The sequence below is a fragment of the Bradyrhizobium sp. HKCCYLRH3059 genome, from assembly GCF_051168035.1.
Lineage (GTDB): Bacteria > Pseudomonadota > Alphaproteobacteria > Rhizobiales > Xanthobacteraceae > Bradyrhizobium.
Genome location: NZ_JBNPUF010000001.1, coordinates 1,519,409 through 1,532,076 on the forward strand (window position 1 = coordinate 1,519,409; position 12,668 = coordinate 1,532,076).

General features: G+C 66.8%; 10 protein-coding genes and 1 tRNA gene. 3 read left to right on the top strand and 8 right to left on the bottom strand.

What is annotated here, in order from left to right; all coding sequences use genetic code 11:
- Positions 1-33 precede the first annotated feature (33 nt).
- From ACQR13_RS06920 to ACQR13_RS06950, 7 genes are all read right to left on the bottom strand, one after another.
- Complete coding sequence (locus ACQR13_RS06920; protein WP_315826077.1) at positions 34-3,204, bottom strand: efflux RND transporter permease subunit; 3,171 nt, start codon at positions 3,202-3,204, stop codon at positions 34-36.
- Positions 3,201-4,625, bottom strand: a complete 1,425-nt coding sequence (locus ACQR13_RS06925) for an efflux RND transporter periplasmic adaptor subunit (protein ID WP_315826078.1) — start codon at positions 4,623-4,625, stop codon at positions 3,201-3,203. Before ACQR13_RS06925 ends, ACQR13_RS06920 begins: the two co-directional genes overlap by 4 nt.
- A gap of 76 nt (positions 4,626-4,701) precedes the next feature.
- A complete protein-coding gene (locus ACQR13_RS06930; RefSeq protein ID WP_315714005.1) occupies positions 4,702-5,094 on the bottom strand; it encodes a FixH family protein in 393 nt (130 codons plus the stop codon).
- Positions 5,095-5,189: 95 nt separating this feature from the next.
- On the bottom strand, positions 5,190-5,555 hold the full coding sequence (locus ACQR13_RS06935; protein ID WP_315752732.1) for a hypothetical protein: 366 nt from the start codon (positions 5,553-5,555) through the stop codon (positions 5,190-5,192).
- 171 nt (positions 5,556-5,726) lie between these two features.
- Positions 5,727-5,801, bottom strand: a tRNA-Val gene (locus ACQR13_RS06940).
- Between the two features lie 238 nt (positions 5,802-6,039).
- Positions 6,040-7,326, bottom strand: coding sequence for a hypothetical protein (locus ACQR13_RS06945; RefSeq protein WP_315714006.1), 1,287 nt, complete (start codon positions 7,324-7,326; stop codon positions 6,040-6,042).
- A gap of 144 nt (positions 7,327-7,470) precedes the next feature.
- The gene (locus tag ACQR13_RS06950) at positions 7,471-8,097 is read right to left on the bottom strand and encodes a DUF1134 domain-containing protein (protein ID WP_315714007.1); all 627 of its coding nucleotides are present in this window, start codon (positions 8,095-8,097) and stop codon (positions 7,471-7,473) included.
- A 119-nt stretch (positions 8,098-8,216) separates the two neighbouring features.
- Between ACQR13_RS06950 and ACQR13_RS06955 the strand changes: the two genes are divergently transcribed.
- Positions 8,217-8,723 (top strand): YHS domain-containing (seleno)protein, encoded by a 507-nt coding sequence (locus ACQR13_RS06955; RefSeq protein ID WP_315714008.1) that lies wholly within the window; start codon positions 8,217-8,219, stop codon positions 8,721-8,723.
- 15 nt (positions 8,724-8,738) lie between these two features.
- On the opposite strand, the gene cysQ is transcribed toward ACQR13_RS06955, so the two are convergent.
- Entirely contained in the window at positions 8,739-9,572 is an 834-nt protein-coding gene (gene cysQ, locus ACQR13_RS06960) for a 3'(2'),5'-bisphosphate nucleotidase CysQ (protein ID WP_315714009.1), read from the bottom strand.
- 232 nt (positions 9,573-9,804) lie between these two features.
- Between cysQ and chpT the strand changes: the two genes are divergently transcribed.
- On the top strand, positions 9,805-10,467 hold the full coding sequence (gene chpT / locus ACQR13_RS06965; RefSeq protein ID WP_315752676.1) for a histidine phosphotransferase ChpT: 663 nt from the start codon (positions 9,805-9,807) through the stop codon (positions 10,465-10,467).
- Between the two features lie 243 nt (positions 10,468-10,710).
- A partial coding sequence (locus tag ACQR13_RS06970; protein ID WP_434862687.1) for a chemotaxis protein CheA occupies positions 10,711-12,668 on the top strand: 1,958 nt, incomplete at its 3' end.

The window sequence follows — 12,668 nt, forward strand, 5'->3', positions numbered from 1 at the left end:
TTTCTCATCGTCTCTCCTCTCGCTGTCGGTGGATCAAGCTGCCCTTTGCACGTCCTGCGACCCGCTCGAAGCGCTTGCCGCCGTCCCGGTTCTGGTCGACAGGCTGCGTCCCTTGACCAGACCGAAGATGGCCGGAATCACGATCAGGGTGAGCAGGGTCGACGAAATCATGCCTCCGATCATCGGCACGGCGATGCGCTGCATGATCTCTGACCCTGTGCCCGTACTCCACATGATCGGCAGCAGGCCCGCCATGATCGCGACAACGGTCATCATCTTCGGGCGCACGCGCTCGACCGCGCCTTCCATGATCGCGTCCTGGAGATCCTGCCGATTCACCGGACAGCCTTCGACGCTGCGCCTCGCCTTCACCGCGGCCAGCGCGTGATCGAGATAGATCAGCATCACGACACCGGTCTCTGCGGCGACGCCGGCAAGCGCAATGAAGCCGACGGCGACGGCGACCGACAGATTGAAGCCGAGCCACCACATCATCCAGATGCCGCCCACCAGCGCGAACGGCAGCGACAGCATCACGATCAGGGTTTCGGTCATGGCCCTGAAGTTCAGATACAGCAGCAGGAAGATGATGGTGAGCGTCACGGGAATGACGATCTTGAGCCGGGCAGTCGCGCGTTGCAGATACTCATACTGCCCGCTCCAGAGTACATAGGTCCCGGCCGGAAACTGGATGCTCTCGGTGACGGCGCGCTGCGCGTCCGCGACGTAGCTGCCGATGTCGCGGTCGCGGATGTCGACATAGATGTATGTCGCGAGCTGTCCGTTCTCGGTCCGGATCGAAGTGGGGCCCCTGGCCGGCTCGACCTTCGCGACCTCGCCGAGCGGCACGGCGCCGCCTGAGGGCATCGGCACCAGGACATCGCCGGCGATGGCCTTCGGATTGTCGCGGAGATCGCGCGGATAGCGCATGTTCACGCTGAAGCGCTGGCGGCCCTCCACGGTCGTGGTGATCGTCTGGCCGCCGAGGGCGGCCGCGATCGTATCCTGGACGTCCTGGACCAGGAGTCCGTAGCGGGCGAGGGCCTCGCGGTCGGGCGTGATCTCAAGGTAATAGCCGCCGATGCCGCGCTCGGCATAGGCCGAGGAGGTTCCGGGGACGGTCTTGATCACCCGCTCGATCTGCTTGGCCAGACGATCGATCTCGGTCAGGTCCGTGCCTATTACCTTGACGCCGATCGGCGTGCGGATGCCGGTCGAGAGCATGTCGATGCGCGCCTTGATCGGCATCGTCCAGGCGTTGGAGACGCCGGGGAATTGCAGCGCCTTGTCCATCTCGGCAACGAGGCTGTCGATCGTGACGCCGGGACGCCACTGCTCCCTGGGCTTGAGGTTGACGACCGTCTCGAACATCTCTGTCGGCGCAGGGTCGGTGGCGGTCGCCGCTCGCCCGGCCTTGCCGTAGACAGAGGCGACCTCGGGGAACGACTTGATGATCCGATCCTGCATCTGCATCAGCTCGGCGGCCTTGGTGACGGAGATGCCGGGCAGGGTGGTCGGCATGTAGAGCAGCGTGCCCTCGTTCAGGCTCGGCATGAATTCGGTGCCGAGCTGGCGTGCCGGCCAGACGGTGATGGCGAGCACGGCGGCCGCGGCGAGGATCACGAGCGTCTTGGCCCGCAGCACACCCTTGATGACCGGCCGGTAGATCCAGATCAGCAAGCGGTTGATCGGATTGCGATGCTCGGGAACGATCCTGCCGCGCACGAAGATCACCATCAGCGCCGGCACCAGCGTCACCGAGAGTAGCGCCGCTGCCGCCATCGAGAACGTCTTGGTGAAGGCGAGCGGGCTGAACAGCCGGCCTTCCTGCGATTCCAACGTGAAGATCGGCATGAACGACACGGTGATGATCAGCAGGCTGAAGAACAGGGCGGGGCCGACCTCCGCGGCCGCGTCGATCAGGATCTGGACGCGTGATGCGTCGGGCTCGGCACGCTCCAGATGCTTGTGGGCGTTCTCGATCATGACGATCGCGGCATCCACCATGGCGCCGATCGCAATCGCGATGCCCCCCAGGCTCATGATGTTCGAGCCGAGTCCGAGCAGCTTCATCGCGCCGAACGCCATCAGCACGCCGACCGGCAACATCAGGATGGCGACCAGGGCGCTGCGGACGTGCAGCAGGAACACGATACAGACGAAGGCGACGACGATGCTCTCCTCGAGCAGCGTGTGCTTCAGCGTGTCGATGGCGGCATAGATCAGGTTCGAGCGGTCGTAGACCGGAACGATCTCGACCGATTTGGGCAGGCTGCTCGCGATCTCATGCAGGCGCTTCTTGACGTTCTCGATCACGTCGAGCGCGTTGACGCCGAAGCGCTGTAGTACGATGCCGCTGGCGACCTCGCCCTCGCCATTGAGCTCGGCGATGCCGCGCCGTTCGTCGGGGCCAAGCTCGACATTGGCGACGTCGCGCAGCAGCACGGGCGTGCCGCCTGAGCTCTTGAGCACGATGTTGCCGAGATCGTTGATGCTCTTCAGATAGCCCTTGCCGCGGATGACGTATTCGAACTCGGACAGCTCGACCGTCCGGCCGCCGACATCGGCATTGCTGGCGCGGATCGCGTCGCGGATCTTCTGCAGGCTGATGCCGCGGTCGCGCATGCGCTGCGGATCGAGCACGACGTTGTACTGCTTGACGAAGCCGCCGATGCTCGCGACCTCGGCGACACCCTCGGCCTTGGCGAGCGCGAACTTCAGGTTCCAGTCCTGGATCGTGCGGGTGTCGGCGAGATTCAGCTCCTTCGACATGACGGCGTATTGATAGACCCAGCCGACGCCGGTCGCGTCCGGCCCGATCGTCGGCGTGACCCCCGCCGGAAGCCGCGAGGCGGCGCTGTTCAGGAACTCCATCACGCGCGAGCGCGCCCAGTAGATGTCGGTGCCGTCTTCGAAGATGACGTAGACGAACGACACGCCGAAGAACGAGAAGCCGCGCACGACCTTCGACTTCGGCACCGTGAGCATCGCGGTCGTCAGGGGATAGGTGACCTGGTCTTCGATGACCTCAGGCGCCTGACCGGGATACTCGGTGTAGACGATCACCTGGGTGTCCGACAGATCGGGAATTGCGTCGAGCGGCAGGTGAATGAGTGCGTAGAGCCCGGCTGCTGCGGCGAAGCCGGTCCCGAACAGGACCAGCAGCAGGTTGCGCGCCGACCAGGCAATGATGCGGGCGATCATTTGTGGTCTCCCATGCCGGCGTGGTCGCTGCCGGCGGATTGCGCTTCGTCGGAGTCCGCGAAGCTCTTCAGCGCGGCCTTCAGGTTGCTTTCGGCGTCGATCAGGAAGTTGGCCGAGGTGACGACCGCCTCGCCATCCGACAGGCCATCGCGCACCTCGACATAGCCGGCGCCGCGCCGGCCGAGCGTCACGGCGCGCGGCTCGTAGCGGCCGCCGCCCCTGTCGACGAGGACCGCCTGGCGCCTGCCGGTGTCGAGCACGGCATCAGCGGGCACGGCCAAGAGCGGCGCCGGGTCCGCGGTGTCGATCTCGGCATCGACATACATGTCGGGGAGCAGCGCGAGGTCCGGATTGGCGAGCTCGATCCGTAGGCGCGCCGTCCGCGTGTCCTTGTTCACCTGGGGATAGACGACTGCGATCGAGCCGGCGAAGGTTCGGCCCGCGAAGCTGCGCGCATGGATCGTCACGGGCTGTCCGACGGCGATGCTGCCGAGGTCGCGTTCGGCGACATCGACCAAGGCCCAGACCGTCGAGATGTCGGCGATCCGGAACAGCACGTCGCCCGGATTGGCGCGCATGCCTTCGGTCGCATTGCGCTCCAGCACGACGCCATCGCGCGGCGCCGACCATTGAACCGTGATCGGTGCGACGCGCGACCTCTCCATCGCCATGATCACCGGCTCCGGGACGTCCAGATTGGTCAAGCGCTGGCGCGCGCCGCGGCCGTAGGTTGCGTTGCCGCCGACGATGCTGGAATTGATGGTGGAGAGATACTCGGCTGCGGCCGCGGCCATCGCCGAGCTGTAGATCTCCATCAGCGGCTGGCCCGCCTTCACGCGCGTGCCCGTGGTCACGTCGGCGACCTTCTGCACGAAGCTTTCGGCCCGCATCGCGATCACGGAGACTCGGCGCTCGTCGAGCTGGATCGTTCCCGGTGCCTTGACGGCGATGCGGAGCGTGCGCCGCTCGACCGGCGTGGATCTCACGCCCGTCCGCTGGATCTTGCCGGGCGACAGCTTCACCACGCCATCCTCGGCATCGTCGCCCTCGTAGACGGGAACGTAGTCCATTCCCATCGGGTCCTTCTTCGGAGAAGGCGACGTGTCAGGCAGGCCCATGGGATTGCGGTAGTAGAGAATCCGGCGCGAGGAGTCCGCCTGCTGCGTCGGCTTGGCGGGGGCGGGCGCGGCTTGATCGTCGTCGTAGACCGGCAGGTAGTCCCGCCCGCGCTCGTCCTTCCTGGGGCCTGCCGACCAGGCAGGGGCGCCGCTGGGATCGCGATAATACAGCGGCATCCGCTCCGCCGCCGTGGCGGCAAGATGGGGGCGGAGCGACGGCGGCGATGTCTGGATCGACCAGAGACCACCCAAACCAAGGCCGGCGCCGAGCGTAACGGCCGCGAGCAGACGCAATGTGTTCATGACATCACCGTGAGGCGCGCGACGCGCGCGATCCGTTGGGAAGGGCGGGGCGCTCGTCGGGGAGCGCCCCGCAGGCTCACTTCGTCGCCTTGACGACGACCTTGCCGGTGACCGTCTCCGGCTCGCCCTGCACCTTCGCGGAGAGCGTGACCTGGTAGCGCCCGGCCATCGGCAGGTCGGTCTTGAAGGCGTAGACGCCGGGCTCCTTGGACGGCAGCGGCGCCACCTCCGACACCATGTCGGCCATCCCGTCCGGCGCCATGTCGACGCGTGTCTTGAAAATGACCGCGTCAGTTACGGCCTTGCCGGTCTGCTTATGGGTGAGACGAACGGCGACCGTGACGTCGTCGCCCTTCTTCATCTCGGCCGTGACGGGCTCGAAGCTGTAGTCGGCGGCGCCGGCGATGGCGGCCGGTGCGGCGAGCGAAAGGGTGGCGGCGAGGGCCGCGGTGCTGATTCTGGAAAGCATGGTCCTGTCCTCATGAATGGATCTCGGCCGTGGCGCCCGCGGCGCGCACGTCAGTCATCGGCGCGCAGACATTGTGCGCGTCGGCTCGTGCGAGATCAGACTCGAGGAGGTCGGAACGGAGGACTGCCGCTGTGAAGAGAAGCGACCTGATCGGCGGGAATGGCGATCCTGGTCGCGCTCACGGCGAGGGGCGCGAAGGCAACGGCCCTGACATCGCCGAGCGCAACCGTCCCTCCCGCGCAGCAGAAACCCATGCTGCATTTGGTGTTGTGCGACGGGGAGCCGGTGCCCTTCATGTCGTCGGGGCAGCATTCGTCCATCGACATGCCGGCCCCGTCGTCCATCTGCATGCTCGTCTGCATCTCGTCCGACGACGCCATCACAGCCGCCGATGCGCCGATCGGCAGCATCGCCACGGACAGGGCAATCGCGAACGCCAGGATGGTACGGACGAGCCGCATCGAGATGGAGTTACCTTTCCGGTCGCAGAGCAAGACAGCTAACATAAGCCAGGCGCCGACGCAGTCGTTGATCCCGCTCAATCCTGCGTGACCATCGCGTCGCCGGAGGCATGACGACGGGCCAGACCAGCACAAGCGATCGCATGAAAGGAAAAGGATGGCGACGGCAAATGGTGGGCGCACAAGGGATCGAACCTTGGACCTCTCCCGTGTGAAGGGAACGCTCTCCCGCTGAGCTATGCGCCCGGTTGCCGGTGGCGGTCGTGGCTGTGAGCCAGCGAGCCGCCGAAGCAGTCCGTCGGAGCCCGCGATTTACGAAGCGCGGGCAGGGGGTGTCAAGGATTTGCGGCGGAGATGGCGAGGAAAACTGCCGGGGTGCGGTGGCCCGTCCTCGATCGGGGCCGAAACCGGCCCTCTCGCGGGCCGGCCTCCATACTGAAGAGAGGGGCAGATATCCGCCGCACTCGGCTCCGATCCGGCGGCCTCAGGCCCCGAGCTGCCGTGCTCGCGAGGCATGAGACTGCAGCGCGCGGATGCGGTCGGCCAGGGTACCGCCCTGGGGCGCACCGCCGGCCGCAGCAGCCGGCGCCGCGGCGACGCCATTGGCGTTGGCAGGCTTGGCGGGGGCCGGCTCGGCGGCCAGCATGGCCTCGATCGTCGAGTTCGGGCCCTCGATCTGCATCGCGAGCTTGGCGACCTCGGCGGCGATGTCGTTGATACGTTCGCGCAACAGCGCGTTCTCCATCCGCTCCTGGGCCCAGGTGCTCTCGGCCTGCTGCTGGATGGCGTTCATCTCGCGCTGCAGCTTGGTGCGCTCGTCGCGGGCGGCCTGCAGCTGCTGTTCGAGGGCGGCCTTCTCGGATTTGAGCCGCTCGAACGCGGCCGACTTGCCGCTGCCCATGCCGGCCAGCTCCTCGCGCAGCTCCTTCAAGGCGCGGTCGGCGGCCACGTTGGCCTCGCGCAGCTGGTTGTTCTCGAAATCACGTTCGGCAAGCAGCTTGCCCTGGGTCGACAGCCGGCCCTCGAGGTCGGCGACGCGGCTCGCCAGCATCTCGGCTTCCTTGACCTGGACGATCAGCTGGCGGTCGAGCTCGGTGACGCGCTGGCTGAGATTCTCGACCCGCGCGCGGGCGTCGTTGAGCGCCTTGGTCGCGGTGTCGGATTCGTCGCGCTCCAGCGCGAGCCGCGTCTGGGTCGCGGAGAATTCCTTCTCGGCGTCGGCCACGCGGCTGCGCAGCTCCTCGACCTGGGTCCTGACCGACACCAGCTCGACCTGCCGGCTGTCGGCCAGCAAAGCCTTGTCGTTGAGCTCGGCAGTCAGGCGCACCTGCTCGGCCTGCTTCTCCTTCAGCGCCTGCTCGGCGGCGCGCAGCGCCTCCGTCTTGGCGGCGAATTCTTCCTCGGTGGCGCGCAGCTGATCCTTCAGCGCCTTCTCGCGCGCCTCCAGCGCAAAGATCGCGGCGTTCTTCTCGCCGAGCTCGATCTTCATGCGGTTGATGGCGTCGGTCTTCTTGCCGAGGTCGGCGAGCTGGCCGGTGGCCTTGTTCTTGAGCGCGTCGACGCTCATCTCCAGCCGCCGCGCCGACATCGCGAACTCCGCGCGCAGCTGGTCCTTGTCGGCCTGGATCTCGGCCATCGACAGCGGCGTCGCCGCCTCGAGCCGGCGCGTCGTCAGCCGCACCGCACGATTGTGCACCAGCGGCACGATCATCAGCGCACAGAGCATGGCGATCAGAAAACCGATCGCAAAATACATGATCGGCTCGACCATGACGCACAACTCCCGGTCAGAAATGATTAACGGAATCACAATGCACGGCGGGCTGATTCAACGCCAGCCCAATGCCGTGTTAACCTTGATCCGTCACGGGAGAACGTGTCCTCGCGGCATCAATTGGCGGTATCGGCGGCGGCCTCAGAACGGGTTCCAGGTCGCGCTCGGCGTGAACTTGAGGTAGCCGACATTGGCGCCGAGCCGCAGGCCGATGCCGGACCTGATCGGGACCAGCACGATGTTGTTGGCGGTGAGCGCCGTCATGCCGAAGCCGCCAACGATATAGGCCGAGCCGTCGATGCCGACGAAGCGCTGGTAGATCGCGCTGGTGGCCGGCAGGTTGTAGACCAGCGTCATGGTGCGGGCGCCGTCGCCGCCCCAGTCGAAGCCGAGCGAGGGGCCCTGCCAATAGACGCGGAGGTCGCCGGCGTTCTTGGTGTAGAGCGTGCCTTCGCCGTAACGGAGACCGGCGACGAAGGCACCGGCGCCTTCCTCACCCAGGATGTAGCCATTCGGCAGGCCCCATTGGCTGACGGCGCGCTCGATCACCGAGGCGAGGCCGCGCGAAACGTTGCCGAAGAAGCGGTGGCCGGCATTGACGAGCTCGTCCGGGTTGAAGCTGTCCGGGCTCGGCGCAGGGCGCGGCGGGGGTGCGGGCTGCTGATACGGCGGCGCGGCAGGCGGGGGCGCCTGCTGCGCGGCGACCGACGCGGTCATGGCCAGCACGGCCGCGAACGTCGTGGCGGCAAGGCGGGATGCGAAACTCATCGATGGAAATCCCCTGCTATCGGCTGCCCGAGCCTCGCCTTAACCTGACGCCAACCACATCGGGCGATTGTCGGGCGAGGGGCGATGCCCCTGCGACTCTCATGTTATCGGCACCAACTATGACCGCACAACGGCAACAACCGCCCCAGACCGGGTCAAAGTCGCTGTTTCGCCTTGTAATTGCCGCTATCGCGCTCGCTGGGCTGCCGCCGGTCGGCGCGCCGGCGGCCACGACGCAGCGCATCATCTCCGACCGCTTCAGCGGGCTGGCGATCGACGGCTTCGACCCTGTTTCCTATTTCGTGGATGGCAGGGCCATGCCGGGGCTGCCGGATTTCGAGGCGTCCCAGGGTGGAGTGGTCTGGCGGTTTCGCAACGAGGGCAATCGCGCCTCGTTCCTGGCCCATCCGGAGGTCTACGGCCCGCAATTCGGCGGCTACGACCCGACCGATGTGGCTCGCGGCGTAACGGTGGCCGGCAACCCGCGCTTCTTCGTCGTGGTCGAGGAACGGCTGTTCCTGTTCAACCGAGAAGAGAGCCGCGACGCTTTCGCGGCCGACCCGAGCCGCTATCTGCCGGGTGCGGAGGCCCGTTGGCCGGCGCTCGAGGGCGACCTGCCGCAATAGCGCGGCAGCGCTGTCTCAAACCTTCACCGCAGCCGGGTCGCCCCAGGCGATGAAGGACGGCACGATGAAGCCGTCGGGGCGCTCGCCATAGCGCAACGGCGCGCCGGTCTCGCTGGTGACGGTGCCGCCGGCGGCTGCGACCACGGCATGGCCTGCCGCCACGTCCCATTCCGAGGTCGGGCCGAGCCGCGGATAGATGTCGGCCAGACCTTCGGCGAGCCGCCCGAACTTCACGGCCGAGCCGAGCGGCAGGCGCACCGCGCCCGGACGCGCCGCAATGAAGGCTTCGGTGCGGGCATCGCCATGCGACCGGCTGACCGCGGCGACCCATGCCGCGCCTTGCGGCGGCATCGGCCGGGTGCGGATCGGCTCGGCGGCCGCCAGACCCGCCTCCGTGAACGACAGCCGCTCGGCGCCACGGCCGACCAGGCCGCGCCAGATCTGGCCGATGGCCGGCGCGCAGACGATGCCGAGCAGCGGGCTGCCGTCGGTAACCAGCGCCAGATTGACCGTGAACTCGCCGCGCCCGGCGACGAACTCCTTGGTGCCGTCGAGCGGATCGATCAGGAAGAAGCTGCCCTCGAACGGTCCTGCGCTCGTTCCGACCCGCTCCTCCGACAGCGCGGGGATCGCGGGCGCCAGCCGCGCCAGCCCCTCGGCAATGACCCGGTCGGCGGCAAGATCGGCCTCGGTGACCGGCGAGCCGTCGGATTTGTCGGTGACGGCCATGGCGCGCCGGTTGACGGCGAGGATCGCGTAGGCCGCCTCGACGACGAGCTCCGTCAGGGGCGTCATCAGCGCCGCGGCGGCCTCGACCCCGACGGTTCCTGCAGTCGGTGCCGTCGTCATTGCGCGGTGCTCCTTCCGGCCATTCCGTACGCAGCTGGCATCATCGTATCCCTGTTCTGGCGCCCGGCGCATCCGGGTACGGCCGTTCGCACGTTCATTGCGGCTGCCGGGAAAACCGCTACGTACTTTCCCGTGTGCCGCTCTCAGTTCGGTGGCGGTCCATGCTTTCGCAGTGTATCAAGCGTTAGCGCAAGCATGATTCGCCCAGGTTCGCGGATTTCAGGAACATCGAATGTCCGGCACGTCCTCTCCCGAGATCGCCAATCCGATTCCCGCTCCCGATACGCTCGAACTTGCCGCTCTGCTCTGCTCGAAGGTCTGCCACGACCTGATTAGTCCGGTCGGGGCCATCGTCAATGGGCTCGAGGTGCTCGACGACAATCCGAAGCCGGAGGATCGCGACTTCGCGCTGGAGCTGATCCGCAAGAGCGCCAAGACGGCGTCGGCCCGGCTGCAATTCTGCCGCCTCGCCTTTGGTGCGGCCGGCTCTGCGGGCGCGCAGATCGATCTCGGCGACGCCCAGACCATGGCGCGCGGCCACATCGAGGACGCCAAGACCTCGATCACCTGGAATCTGCCGCGGCTGCTGTTGCCCAAGAACCGGGTCAAGCTGCTGCTCAACATGATGGTGGTGGCGCAGCAGACGATCCCGCGCGGCGGCATGCTGACCGTCGACCCGATCGGCGATGGCGAGACCATGAGCTTCCGCGTCGCCGCCACCGGGCTCAATGCCCGGCTGCCGCAGAACATCGTCAATCTGCTCGGTGGCGACTTGCAATCGACCATCGATGCCCACGCGGTGCAGCCCTACTACACCCGTCTGCTCGCCGATGCCTGCGGCCTCAAGGTGACGCTCACCGCCGACGGCAATGCGATGGTCGTGCAGGCGGCCTGATCGGGCGGACGTCCTGCCGCGTCAGTCCCTGCGGCCTCGTGTCGTGGGACAGACGCAACAATCCCTTCACCATGGTTAATCAAGCCTTGCCGATGTGTCCGAACTTGTCCGGATGCATCTTATCTCTTTGTTGAGTCCGTTCATTTGCGCTTACTCAACTAATATTAAACGCTTTGCACCGAAACTGGCCACGGTTTGAAGGGCGCGTCATGTCGCGTTCCGTTGCGTGCGAAGGCCAGTTTCATGGATGACCTGTTGCGTGAGTTCCTGACGGAGACCAGCGAGAGCCTGGATACCGTCGACAATCAATTGGTGCGGTTCGAGCAGGAGCCGAACAACGCCAAGATCCTCGATAACATCTTCCGGCTGGTGCACACGATCAAGGGGACCTGCGGTTTCCTCGGCCTGCCGCGGCTCGAAGCACTGGCGCACGCCGCCGAAACATTGATGGGCAAGTTCCGCGACGGCATGCCGGTGACCGGCGAGGCCGTGACGCTGATCCTGACCACGATCGACCGCATCAAGGACATCCTGGGACAGCTCGAGGCCAACGAGGCCGAGCCCGAGGGCGAGGACCGCGACCTCATCAGCGAGCTCGAGGCGATGGTCGAGCGCGGCATGGCGGCCATGGCCGCGGGCGAAGCGGCCCCGCCGCTGGTGCCGGCCGCGCCGCCGGCCCCCACGGTGACGCACGGCTCCTTGATCGACCAGACGCTGGAGCGTCCGCTGCGTCCGGGCGAAGTGTCGCTCGACGAACTCGAGCGGGCCTTCCGCGAGACCGCGATCGAGTTGCCGCCCGCGCATGAGAAGGCGCCTGAGCCCAAGGCCGCTGCCCCGGCGCCGGTCGCCAAGGCCGGGCCTGCCAAGGCGGAAGCAGAGGCCAAGGCCGAGCCGAAGAAGGCGGCGCGGCCGAAGGTCAATGCCGACGGCGAGGTGCACGAGAACGACAAGGTCGCCAACCAGTCGATCCGCGTCAACGTCGACACGCTCGAACATCTGATGACGATGGTCTCGGAGCTGGTGCTGACGCGCAACCAGCTCCTGGAGATCGCCCGCCGCAACGAGGACACCGAGTTCAAGGTGCCGCTGCAGCGGCTGTCCAACGTCACCGCCGAGCTGCAGGAGGGCGTCATGAAGACGCGCATGCAGCCGATCGGCAATGCCTGGCAGAAGCTGCCGCGCATCGTCCGCGACCTCGCCACCGAACTCGGCAAGCAGATCGAGCTCGAGATGCACGGCGCCGACACCGAGCTCGACCGCCAGGTGCTCGACCTGATCAAGGACCCGCTCACCCACATGGTGCGCAACTCCGCCGATCACGGCCTGGAGACGATGGCCGAGCGCGCCGCGGCCGGCAAGGCCGAGCAGGGCACCATCCGGCTGTCCGCCTATCACGAAGGCGGCCATATCATCATCTGCATCGCCGACAACGGCCGCGGCCTCAACACCGAGCGCATCAAGGCCAAGGCCTTGGCGAACGGCCTCGTCACCGAGGCCGAGCTCGAGAAGATGACGGAAGCGCAGATCCACAAGTTCATCTTCGAGCCGGGCTTCTCGACCGCGGCCGCCGTCACCTCGGTCTCGGGCCGCGGCGTCGGCATGGACGTGGTGCGCACCAACATCGACCAGATCGGCGGCACCATCGACATCAAGTCGGTGCTCGGCGAGGGCACCTCGGTCACCATCAAGATCCCGCTGACGCTCGCGATCGTCTCGGCGCTGATCGTCGAAGCCGGCGGCGACCGCTTCGCGATCCCGCAATTGTCGGTCGTCGAGCTGGTGCGTGCGCGCGCCAACTCCGAGCACCGCATCGAGCGCATCAAGGACACCGCGGTCTTGCGCTTGCGCAACAAGCTGCTGCCGCTGATGCATCTGAAGAAGCTCCTGAAGATCGACGACGGCTCGTCGACCGATCCGGAGAACGGATTCATCGTGGTGACGCAGGTCGGCAACCAGACCTTCGGCATCGTGGTCGACTGCGTGTTCCACACCGAGGAAATCGTGGTCAAGCCGATGTCGACCAAGCTGCGTCACATCGACATGTTCTCGGGCAACACCATCCTGGGCGACGGCGCCGTGATCATGATCATCGATCCGAACGGCATTGCGAAAGCGCTCGGCGCCGCCGGCTCGGCCTCGCAGGCGGTGTCCGACGAGCACGCCGCGCATCACGCCATCGGCGGCGAGCAGCTCACCTCGCT